Origin of the sequence: Corynebacterium drakensteinense, from assembly GCF_041224285.1 — a bacterium.
GTDB lineage: Bacteria > Actinomycetota > Actinomycetes > Mycobacteriales > Mycobacteriaceae > Corynebacterium.
Window position 1 is genome coordinate 1 of the sequence record NZ_JAXOFP010000027.1, and the last position, 23,607, is coordinate 23,607.

20 protein-coding genes and 1 tRNA gene are annotated in these 23,607 nt (G+C 58.9%); 12 read left to right on the top strand and 9 right to left on the bottom strand.

Annotated elements, in window-relative coordinates:
• Nucleotides 1-153 precede the first annotated feature (153 nt).
• From U1140_RS10885 to U1140_RS10895, 3 genes are all read left to right on the top strand, one after another.
• The gene (locus tag U1140_RS10885; RefSeq protein ID WP_369847873.1) at nt 154-1,767 is read left to right on the top strand and encodes a P-loop domain-containing protein; all 1,614 of its coding nucleotides are present in this window, start codon (nt 154-156) and stop codon (nt 1,765-1,767) included.
• Nucleotides 1,768-2,010: 243 nt separating this feature from the next.
• Nucleotides 2,011-3,789 (top strand): HNH endonuclease signature motif containing protein, encoded by a 1,779-nt coding sequence (locus U1140_RS10890; protein WP_369847875.1) that lies wholly within the window; start codon nt 2,011-2,013, stop codon nt 3,787-3,789.
• A 117-nt stretch (nt 3,790-3,906) separates the two neighbouring features.
• A complete protein-coding gene (locus tag U1140_RS10895) occupies nt 3,907-5,229 on the top strand; it encodes a hypothetical protein (RefSeq protein WP_369847876.1) in 1,323 nt (440 codons plus the stop codon).
• A 143-nt stretch (nt 5,230-5,372) separates the two neighbouring features.
• On the opposite strand, the gene fepB is transcribed toward U1140_RS10895, so the two are convergent.
• The 7 genes from fepB to U1140_RS10930 form a co-directional block, all read right to left on the bottom strand.
• The gene (gene fepB / locus U1140_RS10900; protein WP_369847878.1) at nt 5,373-6,467 is read right to left on the bottom strand and encodes a Fe2+-enterobactin ABC transporter substrate-binding protein; all 1,095 of its coding nucleotides are present in this window, start codon (nt 6,465-6,467) and stop codon (nt 5,373-5,375) included.
• 100 nt (nt 6,468-6,567) lie between these two features.
• Nucleotides 6,568-7,767 carry an alpha/beta hydrolase-fold protein gene (locus U1140_RS10905; RefSeq protein WP_369847879.1) on the bottom strand — a complete coding sequence of 400 codons (1,200 nt, stop codon included), beginning with the start codon at nt 7,765-7,767 and terminating at the stop codon, nt 6,568-6,570.
• A 128-nt stretch (nt 7,768-7,895) separates the two neighbouring features.
• Nucleotides 7,896-8,378 carry a ferritin gene (locus U1140_RS10910; protein ID WP_369847880.1) on the bottom strand — a complete coding sequence of 161 codons (483 nt, stop codon included), beginning with the start codon at nt 8,376-8,378 and terminating at the stop codon, nt 7,896-7,898.
• A 353-nt stretch (nt 8,379-8,731) separates the two neighbouring features.
• Entirely contained in the window at nt 8,732-10,126 is a 1,395-nt protein-coding gene (locus U1140_RS10915; RefSeq protein ID WP_369847882.1) for a UDP-glucose dehydrogenase family protein, read from the bottom strand.
• A gap of 27 nt (nt 10,127-10,153) precedes the next feature.
• The gene (dcd, locus tag U1140_RS10920) at nt 10,154-10,717 is read right to left on the bottom strand and encodes a dCTP deaminase (protein WP_306515166.1); all 564 of its coding nucleotides are present in this window, start codon (nt 10,715-10,717) and stop codon (nt 10,154-10,156) included.
• A gap of 43 nt (nt 10,718-10,760) precedes the next feature.
• Nucleotides 10,761-12,446, bottom strand: coding sequence for a VanW family protein (locus U1140_RS10925; RefSeq protein WP_369847884.1), 1,686 nt, complete (start codon nt 12,444-12,446; stop codon nt 10,761-10,763).
• A 33-nt stretch (nt 12,447-12,479) separates the two neighbouring features.
• The gene (locus U1140_RS10930; protein ID WP_369847886.1) at nt 12,480-13,046 is read right to left on the bottom strand and encodes a hypothetical protein; all 567 of its coding nucleotides are present in this window, start codon (nt 13,044-13,046) and stop codon (nt 12,480-12,482) included.
• A 216-nt stretch (nt 13,047-13,262) separates the two neighbouring features.
• Here U1140_RS10930 and U1140_RS10935 point away from each other — a divergent pair, with 216 nt between their 5' ends.
• From U1140_RS10935 to U1140_RS10945, 3 genes are read left to right on the top strand one after another with little or no spacing between them, the layout of a single operon-like run.
• The gene (locus U1140_RS10935; protein ID WP_369847888.1) at nt 13,263-13,778 is read left to right on the top strand and encodes a universal stress protein; all 516 of its coding nucleotides are present in this window, start codon (nt 13,263-13,265) and stop codon (nt 13,776-13,778) included.
• A 42-nt stretch (nt 13,779-13,820) separates the two neighbouring features.
• Entirely contained in the window at nt 13,821-14,045 is a 225-nt protein-coding gene (locus U1140_RS10940; protein WP_023018478.1) for a DUF2613 domain-containing protein, read from the top strand.
• Nucleotides 14,038-17,448, top strand: coding sequence for an alpha-(1->3)-arabinofuranosyltransferase domain-containing protein (locus tag U1140_RS10945; RefSeq protein ID WP_369847889.1), 3,411 nt, complete (start codon nt 14,038-14,040; stop codon nt 17,446-17,448). Before U1140_RS10940 ends, U1140_RS10945 begins: the two co-directional genes overlap by 8 nt.
• Here the strand turns inward: U1140_RS10945 and U1140_RS10950 are convergent.
• Nucleotides 17,355-18,491: an acyltransferase family protein gene (locus tag U1140_RS10950; RefSeq protein ID WP_272723789.1), complete on the bottom strand. Its 1,137-nt coding sequence runs from the start codon at nt 18,489-18,491 to the stop codon at nt 17,355-17,357. The genes U1140_RS10945 and U1140_RS10950 overlap by 94 nt on opposite strands.
• A gap of 305 nt (nt 18,492-18,796) precedes the next feature.
• Between U1140_RS10950 and U1140_RS10955 the strand changes: the two genes are divergently transcribed.
• From U1140_RS10955 to U1140_RS10965, 3 genes are all read left to right on the top strand, one after another.
• Nucleotides 18,797-20,176, top strand: a complete 1,380-nt coding sequence (locus U1140_RS10955; RefSeq protein WP_369847890.1) for a porin PorA family protein — start codon at nt 18,797-18,799, stop codon at nt 20,174-20,176.
• A 3-nt stretch (nt 20,177-20,179) separates the two neighbouring features.
• A complete protein-coding gene (locus tag U1140_RS10960) occupies nt 20,180-21,664 on the top strand; it encodes an MmpA family trehalose lipid delivery protein (protein WP_369847891.1) in 1,485 nt (494 codons plus the stop codon).
• A 71-nt stretch (nt 21,665-21,735) separates the two neighbouring features.
• A tRNA-Ser gene (locus U1140_RS10965) sits at nt 21,736-21,824 on the top strand.
• Nucleotides 21,825-21,827: 3 nt separating this feature from the next.
• Here U1140_RS10965 and U1140_RS10970 read toward each other — a convergent pair.
• Nucleotides 21,828-22,220 (bottom strand): hypothetical protein, encoded by a 393-nt coding sequence (locus U1140_RS10970; RefSeq protein WP_369847893.1) that lies wholly within the window; start codon nt 22,218-22,220, stop codon nt 21,828-21,830.
• 241 nt (nt 22,221-22,461) lie between these two features.
• Between U1140_RS10970 and U1140_RS10975 the strand changes: the two genes are divergently transcribed.
• The 3 genes from U1140_RS10975 to U1140_RS10985 form a co-directional block, all read left to right on the top strand.
• Nucleotides 22,462-22,734, top strand: coding sequence for a hypothetical protein (locus tag U1140_RS10975; protein ID WP_348650615.1), 273 nt, complete (start codon nt 22,462-22,464; stop codon nt 22,732-22,734).
• Nucleotides 22,721-23,077 (top strand): ABC transporter transmembrane domain-containing protein, encoded by a 357-nt coding sequence (locus U1140_RS10980; RefSeq protein ID WP_369847895.1) that lies wholly within the window; start codon nt 22,721-22,723, stop codon nt 23,075-23,077. Before U1140_RS10975 ends, U1140_RS10980 begins: the two co-directional genes overlap by 14 nt.
• Nucleotides 23,016-23,607 (top strand): ABC transporter transmembrane domain-containing protein (locus U1140_RS10985; protein ID WP_369847896.1); only part of this gene is annotated, 592 nt, incomplete at its 3' end. The genes U1140_RS10980 and U1140_RS10985, both read left to right, overlap by 62 nt.

The window sequence follows — 23,607 nt, forward strand, 5'->3', positions numbered from 1 at the left end:
GGGGGAGGGGGAGGGTTTCGTCGAGCAGCCGGCAGGGCTGGCAGGGCCCGAGCCGTCGGCAGAGTCCGCGGTAGTGACAGTCATATCTTATGTATACCGAAAGTTTTTCGGTGGCTTTCCACGACACCCCGCCCAATACGTAGGCTGGAGCGCATGAGCCTTGCACGTTTACTGACCTCCCTCGACGGCGCTGGTTACGGCGCTTACAAGAAATTGCACGGCAGCTATGAGCTGGGCGAATATCGGCTGCGCGTGGATAAAGTGCAGTCTGATCCTTTTGCTCCGCCGTCACTGATGCAGGTCGACGTGCCCAATCCGGTTCCTGCAGAGTTGGCGGGGGTGGCCGCGCGTGATTTCCTGACGCGCCGCGTTGCCCAGGCCTTTTCCGGCGACCGCGACTTGCACATTGACCAGCCGGGCCAGCAGGTGTTGGACCGGGCCAGCGTCGTGCTTGCCGACGGCTCGAGCACCGCTACCCTGCGCATCGAGGTGCAACTGCCAGCCCGCGGCCGCAAGATTCTGGGCCGCAAGGCACGGGCTCTGCTGTGCGACGTGCTGCCCGCCGCGCTGGATCAGGCACTCGATTTTCCTGCCGCCGACCTGCGCGAGGCCGTCTTGCTGGAGCGCGACCAGAATTACCTGCGCGAACATCTTCCTGGCCGCGGGTTGATCGCTTTCGTCGGCGATGGCTCGTGTCTGCCGCGCGCTGCTGGCCACCGCGATAGCCCGGCGAAGGATGCGGTCGAATTCCGCTCACCGGATTCGCTGCGCACCACCTTCCAGTTGCCGTCGGGGCGCGAGGTCACCGGCATGGGCATTCCCGCTGGTGTCACGGTGATCGTCGGTGGTGGCTACCACGGAAAATCCACCTTGCTGAAGGCCCTGGAACGCGGAGTCTACAACCACATCGCCGGTGATGGGCGCGAGTTCGCGATCACCGTCGATTCCGCTGCTTCTCTGCGCGCCGAGGATGGCCGCGCGATCACTGGGGTGGATATTTCGCAGTTCATTTCTAACTTGCCAGCGCAGACGGATACCACGAGCTTTTCGACGGATAACGCCTCCGGTTCCACTTCCCAAGCCGCGGGGCTGATGGAGGCGTTAGAGGCCGGGGCATCCACGCTGCTCATCGATGAAGACACGTCCGCCACGAATTTCATGATCCGCGACGAGCGCATGCGCGAGCTGATCCCCACCGAGAAAGAACCAATCACTCCCCTGGTTGATCGTGTGCGCGGGCTGGCCGAGGTTGGCGTGTCGACGGTGCTGGTCGCCGGTGGTTCCGCGGCGTTTATTGATGTCGCCGACACCGTGATTCACATGGATTCCTACCACCCGTATGACATCACCCAGCGCGCTGCTGCGTTGGCGCGCGCCGTCGACAAGCAAGAGCCGTTTGAGTTGCCTGCGCGGCGGCCGTTGCCTGCGAAGCGTTTCCAAGCGAAAAAGCCACCGCAGGCGAAGGGTGCGGGCATCCGCGTCGGCAAGGGTTTTATTGATTTGTCGGCGTTATCGCAGTTGGTTGATGCTTCACAGACTCGGGCGATCGCCACGATTTTGGGGCAGTTGAGCAGCCAACACGGCGATATTGAGATGCTTGTCGACGAGATGTTGGAGCAGGTCAAGCATGGTGGCATTGATGCTGTATCGCGGTTTTCTGGCGGCAAGCACGGCTCCAGGTCGGGCGCGCCCGGCAAGCACCCGGGCCGTCTAGCGCTGCCGCGCAAGTTGGAGATCATGGCGGCGATTAACCGCACCCGGAAATAGGGAAATTCGGCCGACGTCCGCGAGATCATTCGGCCATCCATTCGGTTAATACGAACATGTAGGCGGGTAGTTTCATCTCGCCCACCAGCATCAAATACCCCAGATAACCAGGTTCCATACGTTTCTGCCCCGATTTTTACGGGCATTATATTATTCGAAAATCATTGCGTTTAGTCATAATATTCGATAAACTGCTGTCATAGCAATTAGAAAAACTGTTCGGCAGCATTCGGGGAGGAACTCATGGCGGACGATAACCAACGGGATGATAATCCCAACGATGGCACGGCGAAGTCCGACAATTCCACCGACCCCAGTTCCACGTCCGTACCTGATTCCGCGTCCGCACCTGATTCCGTCCAGTTCCCCGACGCATATTTCACGCATTGCAGCCCACATGACGAGCACGCGCAAGCAATGCTGACGCTGCGTCGTCAAGAGTATTATGCCTGGAAAGCCATCATAGATTTTGATCACGACGATTATGAAATGATGCTCCAAAAGCTCATGAAAATCAGTGGGCTAGCACAGCACAAAACGTCGGACATTATCGGTGCGTTTTATCGCATGAGCGACCTGCCACAACTGCGTGAATTAGCAACGTCGATGTGGCATATCGACCTCGACCGCTGGATCACGATTGACCGTGCGTTGACGAAAGCGGGAAACGTCAATGCGCATCTGTTTTCGATCATTGACAAGCTGCTGGTAGATCTCCTCACGCCCAGCAAACCTGCGCAACAAATGCCATCGAGAAGAACTATCGCCAACCGCATTGACCGCGAAATTGAAGCCGAAGACGCTTCCGTCCGCGAGCACAAGAGAAAATCGTGGTCCCGGAAAAATTATGAGGTCAATGACATTCCACCTACCGCTCGCAACGACAACGACAGCCACGAATTTCGTTTTGACACCGACGCGGCAACGGCTGTGAACATTGATGCGCACGTCCATGAGCACGCGAAACAAGCAGGCATCTCACTCCGAGACGCCGTCGTGGAATTGCTGCTGGGCAAGGCTAGCACCACGGTGACGCTGAATTGCTACCGCGCAACCGATGCCGACGATGCACCACTGTTCGTCTCGACTGGCACCGGTGCTGGCTTTACGACGCTTTTCGGCGCAGCAGCTGACGAACTCACAGCACAGGCCAGCAAGCACTATGACATGGACGACGCCTTGCGCAGCGAAGTCGCAGGTTATGCCACTACCCCGACGATGCGCTCCGCTGTCACCGGACGGGATGGCCACTGCCGCTACCCAGGCTGCACCAAACCGGCGACCACCTGCCAGATGGACCACGTCGTCGAATACGACCAGGGCGGGGCTACCTCGCCAACCAACCTCATCGCGCTGTGCCAGCACCATCACAACATCAAAACTGACAGACGCGCACGCCCAATCTTTGAACCCGCCAGCGGCACCATCGTGTGGCTATTCACCGATGGCACCTGGCAATCCACAGAAGCTGACGGGCCTTTAGCGCATCCGAATCGACGTTGGGTGCAAACCCTGCGACAACGGCAAGCGTGCTACCGCAAAGCCCACCGCGAAGAAGCCCAGAAGCAGGCACAACGCCAACGACGACAAACACCGCAACCAGGCCTAAACTTCAAAACCGCAACTGGCTGGAAAGATTATCTAGACTTCGCCGCAAAGCAACAGCACACCGATTTTAGCGCTGAACAGCAGCACTCCAGCTTTACGACGATGACGAAAACCCAGGAACAACAACTCTGGGACAGCGATTTAAACCTGCTAAAACTCAGCCTGGATAGGTACAGTTTCACTGCGATCAAAATCAAAGCCTGCCAAGAGCAATTAGCCACGATCCACCAGGCCATCGACTTACTGCGTGAAACCGGGCCAGGCTCCGCAGCCGACGGTAACCCTACCGATAGTGCATACGATTTCACCACGATTTCAGATAAAGCAAACTCCGAAAACGAAAGCACCACAGGCACCGATCCCAACGTCCCCGACGAAACCACCAACCACAACGAAGAGGAGCCACCATTTTAAAAATCACATGAAATCACCGATCACATAAAATCACTGTGATCAATACGGTAGATAAAAGTCTATTATTACCCACACCACACCAGGCCGAACCGACGATACTTCCTGCAGGATAACCCCGTGACAATCATTCACCGATACGCCCCCAGTTCATCCATCCGCAGCCCATATTCCGTAGCGGCGCTGGTATGCGCCGCGGCGCTCACTCTCAGCGCGTGCAGCTCCGCCGAGGACGATGCCACCGCGAATCCACAGCAAGACACGACGCAAAAAGCGCAGCCAACCAAAAATGCAGAGGAGCAAAAGAAGGAGCAGGCACAAAAGCTTGCACAATCCTACAGTGCTGTTCTCGACAGTGCAGATGCCGGTGATTATTCCCTGGTGCACATCGACGATTCCGGCCATCCCGCCCTGCTGGTACGTGAACACAACCCCGGCGAGATGACCACCATCCGTGTCCACTACCCCACCGACGATCTCACCAGCACCACGCTGCTGGAACACGAATTCGCTGATGGTGCTGCCAGCGCCGGTGGTAGCCGCGCGCGCCTGCTGACCAGTGCCGACCGCAACGGCTTGCTGCACAAATCGTGGCAGTCGAGTTCGCCGGACCGCAAAGTAGAACGCTACGTGCTTGCCGGCAGCACCATGCACAAGGACGGCCAAGAATGGAATTTCAATTCTGCGGCGATTCCGGCCGAGTACAGCGATGCCGCGCAAGCAATTATCTGGTCGGAAGTCTCGGAGAGTGAGCTTATCGACGCGCTTTCCGACGGGCACGATAACCCGATGGAGACCCTGCGCAGCGCCGGAAACTACCCGCACTTCGTTGCCGGAGCTAATACTTCTGATTCATTCGCTGAGGCGGTACACAAATCTTTCATCAACCAGTGGCTCGAGGCTGGTAAGACAGATACCGTCATCGAGGCATATTCGACTGTCACCGGGCAGAACTATTCCATGAGCTGCGATGGCGGGGCAGTCAACAGCACCGTGGTGTGTGCTGGTGGTAACCAAGCATCGGTGACGATCTCGGATGAAGCTCGTAGTGAAGGAAGCGGAGGCGGCAGTGGCAGCACTGGCGCTGGCGGCGGGTCCCAGCCTGCACCGTCGCAAAGCACGGGTGCGACAAACCAACTCACCGGAACGGTGCGGGTGATGACGGGGTATGAAACCATCCAACTGGGAGGTCCTAAGGATCACCAATACTCTCCAATGGGCAATAACGTGTTCAAACTTTTATTTTTTGATACCCCGCAAGAATTTCCAGCATTCTCCGTTAGCTATGGCGTGATTCCAACTACGGCATCCTACGTCGTCCTTCCGGAGGGGTCTCCATATCAAGATGGTGAACGGGCAACCCTAGACCTGGACTCGAATAGCTGCACCTTGCCATCCGACGCCAGTCTCCCCCGTGGTATACGCTGTCATTCGAAAAGATAGACATAATCGCAGCGCGTAGAACACAACACATAAGACAAGGCCTTGGGCTGAGAATTTCTTTACTTCCTCAATCCAAGGCCTGTGCGCTTACTAGCACCCATGCGCTCGAATGCACTCTAGCGCGCCCTATGCGCTACTCCGCGCTACTTCGCGAAGTGCTTTTCCAGCTCATCCAGCATGGTCATCGCGCTGTAGAAGTCCAGGCGGAACAATTCTGGGCTCATCAGGTAGATGGCGTCGTTCGCGATGGCCGGGTTGTTGGCCAGCAGTGGGTTTTTCTTCAGCGCCTCGACTGGGTCATCGCCGGTGGTGCTCATGGTCAGCACAGTTTCACCAGCAACGGCCTGCGTCGCGTTTTCCGGCACGACGGTCTTGACGTCCTTGCGGGCGCCACGAGGGCCAGAGGTGTCAACGATTTCGTCGGCAGGCACCGCAACCTCGAATCCGACGGATTCCAAAAGCTGGCCCTGCGAAGATTCTGCGCTCCAGAAGTTCAGTCCGCGATCACCCGGAAGTGGCATCACGAAGTTGGTTGGCTGCTCTGGAAGCTCAATGGCCTTGGTGACCTCTTCCAGACGATCCTCGTATTCCTGGATGGCTTCCGCGGTTTCCTTTTCATGCCCGGTAGCCTCGGCCAACCGGCTCATGACCTCAGTCCAATCTTGGTCGGAATAATCCACCACCATGATCGGGGCACCGATTGCGCTGAGCTTGTCGTAATCAGTAACCGCCGAGTCCTGTCCACTGGCACTGACGACGATCAAGTCTGGCTCCTGCGCAGCGATCGCTTCAACATCCACCTCGAGGTTATACAGGCTCTCGACGCCCTTTTCCTTGGCCGCATCTGCCCATTGCAGGAAGAAACCTTCATCGTCGGCCAATCCACCAGCAGCTGCACCGCCGGTCGCCTGCACGGGCGCGTCCATCGCCAGCAGGGAACCGGTCAGGGTCACCGAAGTAGAAACAATCTTTTGTGGCTTTTCAGTTAGCTCAACCTCTTCGGTATCTCCGGTAACTTCACCGTTATTAACGACGAGGGAATCCACGGTACGCGGCCACGAAGTCGCATCATCTTCACTGGACGAATCGGCACCAGAGGCAGAATCGGTACTGGTTGCTTCCGTAGTGGCAGAATCAGCTGCTGAATCTTCATCAGCCTGACTACAGCTGACGAGGAACAGGCTGAGCGCAGTCAGTGTTGCACCAGCGATTTTCACACGATGACGACGAATTGTCATAGCTTTCCTTTCAGAAAAAATTCATAAACTAATTGGCAAGTCTAACCTAATCCATAAAAAACCTACAGCTTAACAAGCATCGCTGAGGCGCGCGCAAGTATCACGACGTCGGATCGTCAACCATCTCGCGCAGGTGCGAGACCAGTTGCTCTCGCCAGGCGACGAAATCGTGGCCGCCATCATAGATACTCAACTGGTGCGGCCAAGCACAGTCGCTGAGCTTGCGGGACAGTAAGTGCGCCTTCGCCACAGCGACATCCTCGCGAGCCCCCACGTCGATCCACAAGTGAGACATCATAGGCTGGCGTGAAAATTTTTCAGTGATCCAACTGGTGTTTTGTACATGAAAATCCGTGGGCACAGCAGTCTTGTCCGGCTTCCACCACAGCGACGGCGACTGTGCAATCAGCTCGCTAAAAGTCTGCGGAAACTTTTCCGCGATATACAACGCCGCAAGGCCTCCAAGTGATTGCCCAGCGAGGATATTCTTTTCGACTACGAGCTCCACCCCGATTTCTGCCAACAGCTTGCCGACGTGAGTCTGCACTTGTGTGCACACGGCGTGCAGAAATTCCTCATCCAACCCAAGACGCTGCACACGTTGCGAGTTGGAATCATTGCAGATGAAGGCTACTGCAAACGGCGGAACATCATCCTCCTCACGTGATTCGATCTCCTCGTTAAGTGCACCGATCTGTGCGCTCAAGCTTGTTTTCTGCCAACTTTCACCGTCGAAAAGCGTGAGCAGCCTCGCTCTGCTGGCACCTTCCGGTAAATACACCAGCAGATTAATCCCAGCGCAGCTGGTTTTTCTGAGCGCCATCCTGGTGTCGCTGGCCGCGGGCGATGTGGAGATCTCCGAAAGCCCAAATCCATCCTCAATCCACAACGTGCGCAGGGCGTGCGGATCGCACATCGTCGGGGTTCGCTGACCATGCTCGAGCTGAAAGCCATAACTGCCCTGGTAGTGCTGAGATACTGCTACCCGCAACGTCCAGATATCGGTGCCAGGGACATGGTTCATCATGCCTAGCTCGTATTTCAGCTTATCCGTCAAGCGGTTGACGTGCAGGTGAAGGCCACTTTTTATCTGCTCATCTAATGGTGGCAGCTCCTGGGTAGTCGCTGATTGTAAGTCACGGTAACGCACCGCAAAAACATAAGCCTGGCCATCGGTGCTGCGGCGCGGGAATCCGTCGGCCGCCAGACGCTGCCAGACTCGGTCTAGTTTTGCGGGATCGTCTGCCACGCGCCCGAGTTCATAGCGGAGTTCATCTTCATCAATTGGCAGCGCATCCATAAGAGGATAGGCTACCTTAAATGATCCGGTTTCGGGCACTAAAAAGTGGGTGTATGCAGTGCACACACCCACCGAGCTAAAACCTGACTGTTAAAACTATGCGCTCAACAGATGGCTTAGCGGCTAATTTAGCGCTCACCCAACTGGGCGTCGATGCGCAGGATGCCGGATCCATTGTCGCCAACCAGTTCAAGCTGGTCGATGATCTCGGAAACAGATGCTTCTTCTTCGATCTGCTCATCGAGGAACCAGTTCAACAGGGTACGGGAATCAAGGTCATCGACCTCGTCAGCCAAACGTGCGATGTCGCGGATCTGGCCGGAAACCTTCTTCTCGTGCTCCAGAGCAGCCTTGAAAGCGTCCAGTGGCTTTTCAATCTTCAGCTCGTCAACGCTGATCTCGCCGATCTGTGGCTTCTCGTCACGGTCCAGCAAGTGGTCAGCGAACTTCTGTGCGTGCTCGCGCTCTTCCTCAGCCTGAGCGAACATCCAGTCGCGCATACCTGGCAAGGAGAGCTCGTCCAGCTCGTAAGCCAACTGGGTGTAAATCAAAGCAGCACCGTGCTCATTAGTAACCTGCTTGTTGATCAAGTTAAACAGCTTCTCGTTCATGAAAACTCACACCTTTCGTAGATATTCAATCTGTCAAACTAGCCAGAACCAAAGCCATGATGTTTATTGACTTTGTTCGCTCTGTGCTGTTCGTTGTGATACCTACAGTACCAATCCGGCAGCAAAATGCTAGCCCTATCAATGGCGCAAAAACCTATAGGTATCACTAATCCACCTTAGGGAACACAACCCTCCTACCAGCAGGAATACCTAACAAAGGAGACCCAAAACCTGCTGGTTGACCCCCACAATAGGGGTGCCTATATAAGCATCAGCGCATGCGGGACAGGCCACAGCGACACCAATTTCACGGCCTCGACAGCCGAAAACTCAGCCCGCGACCCCGGCATATATTACCCAATTTCGGGGGTAGCTACGCCTAGCCCGTAAGCCGCCCAGCCCGCAGCTTGCCACCGCGCCAACGACACCACATTGCGGGCATCAATCAGCACCGGTGCAGCCACCACGTCCACAGCCCACACCGGATCGAGCTCCCGAAACTCCCGCCACTCCGTCGCCAGAATCACCAGATCGGCCCCAGCCAACGCGTCGGCAAGAATCTCTGTGTATTCCAATCCCGGGTACACCCGACGCGCATTCTCCACCGCCTGCGGATCACACACCCGCACCCGCGCACCACGCAGCGCCAACTCACCGGCGACGGCCAGGGCAGGCGAATCGCGTACGTCATCCGAATTCGGCTTAAACGCCGCCCCCAACACGGCAACCACCGCGCCTGGCACGTCGATCAATTGCACGGCTAGCTCCACCACTCGCTGCCTGCGCCGCGCATTGATAGCCTCGACCTCACGCAAAAATCCCACGGCTTGCCCGGCACCCAACTCGTCGGAACGTGCCTGCAACGCACGAATATCCTTCGGCAAACAGCCGCCACCAAAGCCCAGGCCAGCACCGAGACACTGATGCCCGATGCGTTCGTCGTAACCCAATGCTTCGGCCACTGCGGTCACATCGCCACCGGAGGCTTCACAGATCTCGGCGATGGCATTGATGAAACTGATCTTGGTTGCCAAAAATGCATTGGCCGCGGATTTCACCAGCTCCGCGCTCGCCCACGGCATCACCAAAAACGGCGTGCCGCGCTCCAACGGCTGGCGATACACCTCTCGCAAACGCTCCAGTGCTCGACTCGCGCCAGAGCCGGTACCAGCGCCAGAGCCGGTACCAGCGCCAGAGCCAGCCCCCGTGCCAGTGCCAGAGCCAGCCCCAGTGCCAACCACAATCCGATCCGGACGCAACGTATCGGCGACCGCACGTCCCTCGCGCAAAAACTCCGGGTTCCAGACAATCTCTACCGCAGCGCTCCCAACACTCAGCTCATCGGCGCGCGCCTGCAGCTGCGCCGCCGTACCCACCGGCACCGTCGACTTCCCGACGATAACGTGCCCACCACGCAACAATGGCACGAGCTTGGCGACGACAGCGTCCACCGCGCTGGTATCCGCGGCGAGTGCACCTGCCCGTTGCGGGGTGCCCACCGCGATGAAATGCAGCTGCGCATACTCCGCTGCCTGCCGGTAATCGCAGCTAAAACGCAGCCGGCCCGACGCCAGCCCGCGTTGGAGCAGCTCCGCCAATTCCGGTTCAAAAAAGGGCACCGTCCCGCGGCTCAGCTGCGCAACCCGCTCGGCGGAAATATCCACTCCGAGCACCTCATGGCCAGCCTCGGCCATGCACGCGGCATGGGTAGCCCCCAAATACCCCAGGCCAAACACGGTTACGCGCACGCCAAGACCCCAGGCAGATTCAATGAATTAGCGGAAGTTCAAATATGACTTCGACGGCGTCGGCCCGCGCTGTCCCTGATACTTCGAGCCCAAAGCCCCCGCACCATACGGTGATTGCGCAGGCGAAGTCATCGCGAACAACGCCAACTGGCCCACCTTCATGCCGGGCCACAGGGTGATCGGCAGATTCGCCACGTTCGATAGTTCCAAGGTGATGTGGCCGCAAAAACCAGGATCAATAAAACCAGCTGTCGAATGCGTCAACAAGCCCAGACGCCCCAACGAAGACTTGCCCTCCAGCCGGCCGGCCAGATCAGCAGGCAAACGAAACTGCTCGAGCGTGGCACCCAGCACGAACTCGCCAGGGTGCAGCACGAAACCTTCGTCGTCACCGACTTCGCGCAGCGTGGTCAAATCTTCCATCTCGAGTTTGGGGTCGATGTGGGTATAACGCGAATTATTAAAAACCCGGAAGAACTTATCCAGGCGCACATCGACTGACGACGGCTGAATCAACTCCGGATCACAGGGAGTAATCCCCAAGCGCTCGGAGTCGATGGCAGCACGGATGTCTCGATCAGACAGCAACATAGCAAATATCCTACCTAGCGAGCCGGCTAGCGACCTAGCTGCCCTAGCGGCAGGTCACGATTGGCTGTGGGTCGTAAACGGTGGTCTGCGAATTACGCGAAACCTCTGCTCCGCCCAGGGTGCGGATCACGCGGGTATCGGACGTCGTAAAGCCCGGGATACCGGAGGTCGGGATGCAGTTGCTGCCGCTGACGGTCTGCTTCGGTGGATCGGTGTGTGCCCAGCGTCCACCACTGATCGATTCCACCTCGTATTCCTTCACTCCCATCAGACGCACGGTGACCGAACCCCCGCCGACGCTGGATTCAATGCGCACCGGGTGATTCGAGGTGTTGCGGAATTTCAGGTCGATGACGCCGTCGTACAGCGTGGCCTCACGCCCAGCCGGGTAACGCGAGATGTAATAGCTGTGCGGGGTGTGGGCGACATCTTCCATCGCCGCGAAGTACGCCGCGTTATACAGCGTGGTGGCGTACTGCGAAATACCGCCGCCGACGGCGGTGTCCGCGCGGCCTTCATAGATCACGCCGGATTCCACATAGCCCTGCGCTGCGGTGCGCGAACCGGTGGCCTGGTTCACGGAAAAGGTCTCACCCGGCGAGACGATGGTGCCATTCAGCGCGTTGGAAATCACCGAAATATTCGTACCCGAGGCTGGGGAATAACCACTGGTGGTGAACTCACCAACGACCTGGTCGAAGGTAGAAGATTGCGCATCTGCAGTAGTAAACGTCGCCGGTTGATCCTGGTAAACGGCATCCCATTCGCGGTCATCGCCGAGCACGCGGTCAGCAAAACCAGCCATGGTTGGCTCCCAATTGATCACCTCACCGTCAACATGCGGGGTGACCTGCAGCTGCCCACCGGACATCGCCAACCGGGCGTTTTTCATCGGACGCTCGGACTCGGCTAAGCCCTCGCCCAGAATCTCTTGCGCCTTGGCTGCATCGACGCGTGGTTCCAGCTGGCCTTCATGCGCCTCAAAATGCACGAACTCGCCGACGCGGGCAGGCTCGATCGTCGCCGTAATATCCTCCCGGCCATGCACCTTCAGCGGGCCAGAAACCGCCTTCGCGGCTGGGCCTTCGGCAATCGCATCCACCTGATCCTGATTGATCACCGGCTCGATCTCATTGATGTCCGCCGTGATGCCCTCTGGATCCAGCCACGCGGTGGTCACCTCTTCTTGCAGGTGCGCGCGGTCAACTTCCTGACCCGGCACAGCATCATGCGGTTCCACGTTGCCGGCTTCCAGCAACACCGCGCCGTCTTCCGGCTCGCGGTAGAGCTCACCGAGCATGCGATCCAGCTCTGGATCCAGCGTGGCCTGGTCGTTGGCGGTCTGTACGTCGACTTCCTTCGTCGCACGGAAGAAGCTGGCCAGACGCACAAACGGGTTCATCGACTCATCCGGGATGGCGGCGATGGTGCCCTCCAAATCCAGGCTCAGTCCCGCCTGTGCAGGCACAAATTCCGTGGTTTTCTCGCCAGCGGTAACGCGCACGGGTTCGTTTTCGGCCTCGCGGAGTTCGTCGTCAAGCCTAGCCAGGGCGTCTTCCCTTTCCATAGAGGAAATATCGACGCCTCCTACCGACGTCGCACGCGGGATCTTGCCCTGATTCGTGGAGACATCAATGGCGTAGGCAATGCCAGCAATGACGAAAAGCCCGACGAAGACGCCGAGCACAATCGCCACACCTTTGAAACTTCTCGATTTAGCCGAATTCACGCTATACAGATTAACCGCTCACACAGCTTGGTACTAGTTACGGGCGGATTCTTCGGATTCTGCTCCATCATGCGCACTGTTACCGCGTTTCTTCTTTTTCTCTCGACGTGGGCCGATAAACCACCACACCGGCACGATAGATACGGCGACGAATACCCAATAAATCAACCAAAACGAGCCCTGTATTCCCGTGACCGCAATGCCCACCCCGAGCAAGACAATACTGATCAGGGAGCCTATACACGCCCGTTTCCATGTAGTCACGGCTGATTCAGTAGCGCGACTGTCTGCATTGGTGGTGCTGTTCTCGGGCGTACCGAACCTGCGAGCAAAGCGTATATCCATGGCTCGGATGATCGTCGGTCCGAGGGTGATTGAGTACCCGATATATAAAGCAGACAGGCCGTGCGCGAAATTCGAAGAATTTGTCGAGCTTAAATCGATATAAGTGAGGGCCAGTAGGACAAGATCGACGATCGGAGTGGCTATGAGCAGTGCTGCACCAACGCGCGGAGCCCGCAACGCATATCGTGTCAGCAGTCCCGCTACAAGCAGAACCCAGAATAAAACCTCGGCTACAGCGATTGCGATGAGTATCAATTTAAGCTCCTCCAGGAGTTGGGTTCTTCACGTCGAAATCCTCAGGGACACTACAGGAGCTAGCTTACTGATCCTGATGGAGATGTGCGTCACTTTTTCGTATCGACAACATAGATGCTCCATGCGGATTTGGGGGTGGCCCGCAAATAGTGGACAGTGTGATTAAACGAGTTTGGGGGTAACCTCTCGCCCGCAACGCTATTAGGATGGAAAGCTATGAGTTCCGATTCCCGCGAACAGACCATGCTCATTGCCTACGACGGCTCCGAAAACGCCGACCGTGCGCTCGAATATGCCGCCAAGTTGCTCAAGCCCGGCACCGTGCAAATCTTGACTGCGTGGGAGCCGATCGCCCGCCAGCAAGCCCGCGCCGCCTCACGCACCGGCATGCACCAGGCGACGATGACCTCCGATAATCTGGAAGACGATCCCGCCTACGCAGAGGCTGTCGAAACTTGCCGCCAGGGCATCGCCGCAGCGGAAAAGCTCGGCATGTACGGCAAGGCACACTTGGTGGAATCGGCCACGACCATCGCCTCGGCGATCGTGGATGCGGCCCAAGAACTCGACGTCGACGTGATTATCACCGGCACCCGCGCGCTGACCGGATTCCGCGCGCTGTGGTCGCAGTCGACGGCGGAGACGATCGTGAAAAACGCCGGGGTTCCGGTGCTGGTCGTGCCTCCGGAAAACGAGGACGACGATCCGGAATACTTTACTCGCGACGACTAAATTAAGGGATGATTCATCCCCAGGATTAAGGACGATTTATTTATGGCCGCTGATTCTTCTCGCTCGCTCAACCGGCAGTCGCCAAACCGGCAGTCGCTGAACCGCCGCAGCCTGGGCCCGGCTCTGGGCAGCGCTGTCGTCGGCGTCGCGCTGGGCGTCGTCGCGATTTTGGGCATCGCGCAGTTTTCCGGCCAAGACACCATCTCTGGTACCACCCCGCCGGATGATGCCCTGTTAGGTGGTGCCGAATACGGCTCACGTGAGTAGGCCTGCCGTGCGCGCCCGCCTGCGCATTCGCGCCCACGCCACTCACCCACTTAGCACCCACGCCATAGTGTGGCTGGTGCTGGCCGCCGCGATGTTTGCCCAGCCTGTCGGGCTTATCGCCGCGGATACTAAGCACGATCTCACGGCTGATCCCGCCGGTTTCATGGCCGCGGCCACCCACGCCTGGACGGATGTCTTCCCGCTGGGGCAGCTGCAAAATCAGGCCTATGGCTACCTGTTCCCGCAGGGTCTGTTTTTCTTGCTTGCCGACGCCATCCCGGACTGGTTGCTGCCCACCTGGGTGGCACAGCGGCTGTGGTGGACCATCGTCGCAGGCGTTGGTTTTTCCGGTTTTTATCGGCTCTGCCAGTGCGTTGTTCCTGGTTCTGACCGCGCCACCACGGCGTCGGCAAGCATCCGCGCTTTTCACATCATCGCTGCGCTGCTTTTCGCCCTGTCCCCGCGCACACTGACCACGCTAACCGCGATTTCTTCCGAGGCCTGGCCGGTCATGCTCGCCCCTTGGGTGCTGGTGCCGCTGTTGCGCACAGACAAAATCACGGGCCGGGATATCGCCGCGGCCACCGTCCCCATCGCGCTGATGGGGGCCGTCAACGCCACCGCAACCCTGGCCGCCTGTATCCCGGCTGGCCTGGTGATTCTGTGGCGCAGGCAAGGTTGGCTGCTGCTCCCGGCCGCGGTCGCTGTGAGTGCCTGGTGGATCGGCCCGCTGCTGGTGTTGGGCAAGTATTCCCCGCCGTTTACGGATTTCATCGAATCTTCCTATGTGACCACGCGCTGGCTGAACCTGCTGGAAATTCTGCGCGGCACCACCCACTGGACGCCGTTTGCCGATACTGAGCGCGAGGCCGGGTATTTGTTGGTCTCGCAGCCGGTGTTTGTGCTGGCCACCGTGGCTATTGCTGCCTGTGGCCTGGCGGGTTTGGCGTTGAGCACGCAGAGCACGGCGGATTCTAGCGCTCGCCTGCGCTACCACGGGCTGTGGCTGGTGATGCTGCTGGTCGGTATTGCGGTTTTGGCAGCGCCTTACGGGCAGTTGCTTGACGACGTCCTCGCCCCGCTGCGTAACCTGCACAAATTCGACCCCCTGGTGCGCATCCCGCTGCTGCTCGGCGTGGCGAACCTGGGCGCTGTACTAGAGGTTCCGCGCCTCAGGCATCCGTTGACCCGGCGCGCGGCCGCAGGCCTGGGCGTGGCGGTGATCGCGCTGATCGCGGTGGCACCGGTGTGGTCCGGGCGGTTGCTGCCGACGGGCGCGTACCGCGAGGTGCCGGATTACTGGCAGCAGGCCGCGGATTTTCTCAACGACAACGTCGACACGCGTACCCTGCTGGTTCCAGAAACCTCGTTCGCCAGGCAGGAATGGGGATGGACCCGCGATGAGCCCGCCCAGCCGTTGTTGGATATGCCTTGGGCCGTACGCGATGCCGTGCCGCTGCTGCCGCCGGAGGCGATCCGCGGGCTGGATGGGGTGATGGCCACGCTCGATCACTCGGTGGATCCGTTGTTGCGTTTGGGCATCGGTGCGGTGCTGGTGCGCCATGACCTGGATTCTTCCGCCCAGAGGGAGCGTGCCGACGAGCTTGCCGACGCCTTGGACCGCTGGGCGCAGCGCCATGACTTCGGGGAGGTCTCGGTGTTTGTTATAGATGCGCAGCGGGATATGCACATCGCGCATGATCCGGTCACGGTGGCCGGTGGCGGCGAGGCACTGGCGGTATTGGATGCTATCGATGGCCCGGCTCCGCGCCGATTGGTGGACCATGCGGGTGCGGGGTCGGCGACGGAAGGGTCTGGTGCCGAAGACCCCAGTGTTGAACCCGGTGCTGAACCCAGTGCCGAAATCGTCACCGATACCCCGCTGCTGGTCGATCGTAATTTCGGCACCCTGCAGGGGGCAGTCTCTGGCCCGCTGGCCAGCCCGGATGAGGCCACCACGAAGCACCCGAGTGTGGATTACCCGAGCGTCGCCACGCCGCTGCCGGTGCGTACCCGCGGTGATGTGCAACTGCAGGCCTCGTCTTCAGCCGCAGATGCCACCGCTTTTGGGGGTGCGGATCCGGCGCGCTCGATCAACGCGGCGGTCGATGGCACAGACCAAGCCTGGTGGCCAGCCCCGGGTGATCCGGGAACGTTGCAGCTCCGCAGCACCGACGACACAGTCCACGCGCCGGAATTACATCTGACCACCACGGAGGATGCACGCCTGCGAGTACTGGCTTTTGCTGATGCGGACGCTGATGTGGGTGCTGATGACGCTGTAAATGCTAACGCAGCTCCCAGCGACGAGCCGATCCACACCATCACCGTGGAAACTGCAGCCGGCGAAGATACCCGCGTTGCTTTCCCGGATGATCTCCGTGCCAGCCGCATAGAAGTCCAGCTCAATCCGGAAACCCGCACCGGGGTCTCCGATATCCACCTGGCTGGCCATGAGTTGTCGCGCCTGGTGCACGTCCCAGCTACCGCGAATGCTCGGCAGTTCGTCTTCCAGCGCCTGGCGGTGGATACGGGTGTTGTACAGCGCAGTTTCGAGGTTCCGCGCACAATGCAGCTGGAGATCCGAACCGACGATGAGCAGCCGGTCACCATCGACGGCACGGAATATTCTGCAGGTGAGACGGTGGAACTATCCGGCACGCACACCATATCTACTGCGGCCGCGTGGGTCAGCCTGCGCGAGCCTGGCTTTGCCCCGACTGCGCGTTATGAGCCTGTCGATGGCCGCACGGTGCCGGGTGCTGCAGACGCTGAAGATGCTGCAGGCGAGGGCCGCCTGCTCGTCACCGGGCGCGCGTTCAATGAAGGTTTACGCGGCGAGCTTGTCGACGCCTCCGGCACCGTCACCGAGTTGCAACCTACCAGCATCGATGCCGCTACCCAGGCGTTTGTGCTGCCCGCAGGCGCATCCGGCGAGTTTCGCATGAGTTTTGCCGGTGAGGCTGCGTACCGCACATCCTTATTTGTGGGTGCGGGGGTATCGTTGGTGACCTTAGCCGCGCTGGTGTTATTCCCACTCGCGCGTCCGACGGCCAACACCCAATTCACAGCAGCACGACGTCGGCACGCGCGACGGTTGCTAGTCACCGACCCCACACTGCCTGCCTGGGCATTCCCAGTGGCCGCCGTTGCGGTCTCGGGTGCGGTGGTGGGCCCAGCAGGGGCGGTCTCAGCAGCTGCAGCGTGGGCGATCACGCGCTGGACGACGATCCGCCCGGTGGTTTTAGCACCAGCGTTGCTAGGGATTTGCGGGTTGTGGTTGGCGCGCGCACCGTGGCCGGATGCGCATTATGCCGGTGATAGTTTGCTCGCGGCGTGTTTGGCTGCCGGTGCGGTGGCCTGCCTGAGCCAAAGCCGGGCTGGCTCTTCTACCAAGGTGTAGCTGATAGCCGCGACCGCTACAGAAAGCCCCAGGGTAAGTGCCAGAATGATGACAAAACCGCCGCTGAACATCTCGATTCCTGCCAGCGGGAAGGCGATGGACAGCACCGCCACATGCCACAGGAACAGCGAATAAGACCAGCGCCCCACAGCTTGCACCGGCTGGCTCAGCAGCAGGCCAGACTGGGTAGGCCGCAGCGCATAAGGCACCACGATGCACGCCGCGAAGACAGTCCCCAGACTGATGCGGATGGCGAATTCCAGGGGGCTCGGATGCGTAAGGCCACGCGGGCTGATAGCTTCCCAACTGGCCAGGAATAAACAAGCAGTGGCTAGCACCCAAAACAGCGGTTTCATGCCCAGGATGCGTCGTACCACACCTGGGCGCTTGGCGACGCCCGCCGATTCCGCCTCGGCAGCCAGCATGCCGACGACGAACCACAGCGTATAGGCCGGTGGCCAAATCTGCCGGTTCACACTCGCCGACCAACTAGCGCCATCGCTACCGTCGAAACCGGCCACAAACGGCAAAAAAGCCCAGCCCAAACTCGCGACGCCCACCACACACAGCGCGAGTACTCGTGTGCGGGCTTGCCAGCGTAAAAGCACCCAGGCGATCAGTGGCAGAGTAAAATAAAAAGCGAATTCCACGCACAGCGACCACAAATGTGTCAGTCCTGGTGCCAACCCATCGGGAATATAGATCTGAGTGGCGGTCAGGTTAGCGAGTAGTTGTTGCCAGCTCATGGTGCTAGCCGCTGGCAACGCCAACGCCACCACCGCGACGCAAACGAGGTAAGCGGGTAATACGCGCGCGGCACGCTTGCGTAAAAAACCGGGGCCGATCGGCCTACGCCACAGCAGAAATGCGGAGAGCGCAAAAAACACGGCCACGAAGTAATCAAAACGTTCCAGCACCACTGGCCCAGAAGCAGTCTGAAAATGCACGTGAGTGATCAGCACCCCGACGGCTGCAAGCGCACGAATACCTTCTAGGCAGTCAATGCGCTGCGGAACCGATGCGGAGACACTGGTGGCGACCATGCGCTCAGGCTAGCAGGCAAGTCTCGCAATTTGCGTGCTAACGACGGCTTATAAACCATCATCCACACTATGAGAAATGAAGCGTGAAGCGATAAATGTCGCGAACCCGGCCAAGCCGACTGCACATAATGCATCAATTCCCCATTCCTTTAACGCCTGATTATATGTAATCGAGGTGGGGAGAATGGTGAGCATTAAGCAACTCGCGGAAATTAAAAAGAAGTGTAGGTTACTGCATATTGGGCTTCCACTTAGCTTGGGCCTCAACCCGCAGAAGTTAACGCCGCAGGTATACTGCTAGCACTATGTTCCGTCGTGTCACGTTAACGGTGGCCGCTGCTGCTGTCTCACTAGTGGTTGGCGCCGCCGCTCCGCCGCTGGTGATGGCCTTCCACGATTCTTGGCCAGAAGGCAGCACGGTGCACACGCGCACAGAAGACGCGGAAACCCAGCTGCTAGACACGGCGGAATTCGCTGCGGCAACCAGCAGCGTCGGAGCTGACAAGCCGCTTCCCCGCCCCGACGATTGCCCGGAAACGACGCCAACTTTTTCGTGTTATATCAGCACCACCACCACGCACGTCGACAGTGAAATCACGCTGCTGCGCACCACGCAGGATGCGGACGATCCTGCACGTCGTTCCGAAATTACTGCACACCACACGCTGCTTGCCAACGACGGCGCAGGCTCATCCACAAGCGACGACGCCACCAACGCGCACCCCCTCGGTCACGTTGATAACGACGTGACCATCAACCGCGAATCCGCCATCGGCATCCCAGACCCTACCTCGCGCGTGCGGTTTTATGATGACGGTAGAAACGACAACACAGACACCCCCGTCGTCGACACGGGCCTGTTTGCCCGCCCGGGCATCTACTATGCCTTCGAACCGGATACGCAGAAGCGTTCCTATAATTTCTTTGATCTTTTCACCCAAGAACCCCTGCCCATCGACTTCGCCGACACCATCGAGCAGGGCGGAGATGAAGACGGCGATGCCACCGCGGAGTTTTACGAGTACCGCCACACCATTACGGCCCACCCGCTGCAAAACTCCTTGCTGCGCGCGTATTCGCAGCCGCAAGATTTGCTCAGCCCACCCACCCCGGTCTCGGCGCTGTCACCGAAAATCCTCGACGAACCAGCCGCGAAGCTTTTCGACGCCATGGAGATCACCGGCCCCGCCACAGATTTTTATACCGCCGACGAGCTTGCCGACGAACGCGTCACCGGCGATCTTTCCGCCGCGGATACCGTAACCATGCGCCCCTATTATTCTGTGGACCGCTTGGTGTGGGTGGAACCGATCACTGGGCAGATCGTCAACCGCGATGAACACTACGAGGTTTTTCTCGCTGCCGATGGCGCCCCGGCGCAGCCAGCCCCGGAGCGCACCGTGTTGTCCACTCACGCGAAATATGATTCCGCTTCCCGCAACGAAGCACAAGACCTGGCCAGCAAGACAGTGCGCGTGGTGGAACGTTGGGAGGCCATTGGTTTTCTGGCCACTGCCCTCGGCATCGCCTTGCTGGCAGCTGCGGTGTGGATGATCTGGCGGCACCGGCACAGCCAGAAGCGCGCCCACGCCAACCACTCCGGCACCGGCTACCCCGGCACCGACCGCGCCAACACCGACCACTCCGACACCGGCCACCCCGGCACCAATCCCAACGCCAGCTAGCACATGAACGCACGCCTGCTGATCCTCGGGTTGTGGGCCAGCCTGCTGGTTGGCGCTCTCACCTGGCCATTTTTCGCAGCTGGCGAACTAGCCTGGCGGGATATGCTCGTGCTGGATTCACCAGCCATGTCGCCCTCGGCCTTTGGTTTTGGGGATCTGCCCGCGCGCAATGCCCCACAAGATGGCGTGCTGGCGATCCTCGGGGTGTTGTTTCCGGCCTCGTGGGTAGTGCGGGTCTTGCTGATCGGTGGCGCGGCAGCCGCTGCATATGCCGGGGCGCTCCTGGCGCACGAGCGCTCTGCATCGCTTCCCGCGCAGCTGACGGCAATGACCATCGCGGTGGCCAACCCGTTCGTCGTCGAGCGCTTATTGCAAGGCCAGTGGTCGTTGGTGCTGGCAGCCTGGCTGCTGCCGGTCATCGTCGCCCTGCGCACCCGTCTAGTCTGGGTGTTGGTGGCGGTGCTGCTGTCCTCGCTCACACCCACCGGCGCACTGTTTGCCACGCTCACAGCGTCATTCGTCGTGCGTGACTGGCGTTCGCGCGTGCTCACGCTGGTGGTTGCGGGCTTGGCCAGCCTGCCGTGGCTGGTGCCATCGTTGCAGAATATCCCGCATGCGGCCACGAGTAGTTATTTTGCCTTTGGCCCGCGAGCAGAAACCTACGTCGGCACGCTGGGTTCGCTGCTGGGCTTGGGGGGAATATGGAATGGGCAGGCGGTTCCGGCATCGAGGTCGGCAGGGTTTGCGATTTTCGGGGTGGTGTTGTTTGTCGTGCTGTGGCTGGGCCGTCGCGCGGTGCCGCGTGCGGTGCTGGCGTTGGCGGTGTTGGGTCTCGGGGGCGCGTTGGTGGGCTGGCTGGCCCCGGAGCTGTTGTCTGCGGTTGATCCGGGCGTGTTGCGGGATTCGCAGAAGCTGGTGATGTTGGCGATTCCCGCGTATTGCTGCGCCGCCGCTGGTGTGCCGCGGTTGTGGGCATATCTGGCTCTCTTGTGTTCTGTGCTGCAGGTCATCGATGCTCCTGCTGAGGTCTCGGTGCTGGCCCCGCGGGAGGTCACCGCCGGGTTGGATCAAGATTTATTGCAGCGTGCCGACGGCCGCACGGTGTTTTTGCCGGATGCCCCGACGGTGGTTTCTGCGCCTGGTTGGGTGAGCATCAACCCGTATACGAAAGCCTTGCCGGTGGTTTATTCCGGTCAGTTGGAGGTCGACGGCGCGCTCGTCGACAAGCCATCGCGGCGCTATATCCTGGCGCAACAGGCGTGGGAAGCTGGCGATCACGAGCGCCTGCGCAACTTGGGCATTGGGGTGGTCTATGCCGACAGTGTGATCACGGAAACGGGTGCTGGACCGGAACCGGTGCCGTGGGGGTGGCATGCCGGTTGGTTTGCCGCCTGGTTGCTGGTGTTGTGGTGGCAGCTGCGAAACCGCACAGCGGGGAAAACTCGCAAGGCGCAGAAAACTCACAAGGCGGAGAAAACTCGCAGGTGAAAGCGCTGAGGTTGGCTGAATTCTTCCCGGTTTTGTGTTCTAGCAATCTACTGTTAGACTTAGTTCTCGCTGGAGGATTCGACTAGCGGCCTATGTCACACGCCTGGAACGCGTGCGGGTTTCACGACCCTCGTGGGTTCAAATCCCACATCCTCCGCCAATATTAAATCTCGAGACATCGTTCCCAGAACGGTGCCTCGAGATTTTTCTTTTCACACCGCAACCCGGGTCTCGGGTTAAACGGGTTAAACGACAAAAAGTGCGGGGTTAAACAACTAAAGTGTGTCTGGCCGGGACGTCGACCAGCGTATTGTGTCTTTTTTACAAATAGTGATCGAAAAAGGCCACTTTCAGCGAGCCTATTTGTAAAAAAGACCCCAAAAACAAGATCACCAGCGATGGGATGGCTGGGTAAATCGTTTTCTAGAGACGCAAGAAGATCGCGGGCTTGAGTAGCTTGCTCTCGGCGGGTAATGACCGCCTCGATTAACTCCCGTCCGCTGGAGAAATTCTGCTGTGGGCGTGTGTTGGGTTGTGGTGTGGTCTGTCCGGTCATGGTTCTCACCTCATCGCGTAGATGGAACAGTTGGTCGACCCTGTGGTGTTGACACTTTCCATTGGTCGGGTTCACCCTGATCCACGCCTACGCCGAGAGGTTTCGTGGCAGAGTCTGCACTATTGTCACTTGAAGTGTCCCAGGTTTTGCTCTGTTTGAGTAGATGGGAAAATCTTCGAACATGCTTAAAAATGACCAGGATGCGAAGGACCGCGTGGTCCGCCTCGTGGAAGATCGCATCTTGGCGGAAAATATGTCGACGCACCCCGTGGAAGGAGATCGTGCTGCCATTCAGGCAGGGCGCCAGGCCATTGCCAATTTTATAGTCACCAACGGCGACGAAATTTCGCCACATACATCCGAGTATGAGGTTATGCTGGTTAGTTCAGCAGGCTACGCACAAGATGAGGAGCCTGTATTTTACTACCGCTTCACCGTCCGAAACGGAACCGCTGACGCACCCCCAGACGAGAGCCTGAACCGAGGAGTAGTCCGCCCCAATGACAGCCTTTAGCCTTCTGCGAAACAATGCTGGACTGATCAGCCTGGGAATCCTCCTGTCATTGTTGTCTACCGCTGTTACTCTTCTTCAACCCGCACTTGTTGGCCAGTTGATATCCGGAGTGAGTAGCGGCGAGTTTCAGCAACCACTGATACTCCTACTGTTAACTATTCTGGGAACCTCCGTTTTGACCGCCGCTACAATGTACGTGGTATCCATCGCAGCGGACCGAACAGTCCGCGACATGCGTAAGAAGATCACGAAGCACCTTCTCTACCTGCAGATGAGGGAGTTTGAGAAAGGGGGGGTCGGGCAGCTTCACCACACGGGTAACGTCGGACACCTCCATCGTTAGCACAGCTTTCTCTTCTACCCTTACTGATTTCGTGGGTGGGTTCACCGTCATCATCGGTGCACTCATTTATATGGCTGTGGTGGACTGGAAATTACTCTTGGTCGTTGTTGCAGTGCTGCTGATAGCCCTAGTGATAATTCTAGCTATTTCAAGTTCCCTACAGAATCTCTCGTCGAAAGTTCAGGACCACCTTGCAGCGCTCGGAGAAATCTTACAGTCGGCGCTATCAACAATTCGGACTATCAAGGCCTTTCGGGTTGAGACAAAAGTCATTGGCAACTTGTCCACCGAGATTGACCACGCCTACCGGAATCGGCGAAAGATGAGCTTCGTCGAAGCTGTTCTTGACCCCTTGAGCACTGTGGCTTCCTACATGGCACTTCTCGCGGTCGTCATGTTCGGCTCCATTAGGTTAAACAACGGTGATTTGTCGGGAGAGGCACTTACCATCTTCGTTACCGCACTATTCCTAATGCTCGCCCCCATCGTGCAGGTATCCCAGTCCCTCGGAGCCTTCTTTGAGGCTAGGG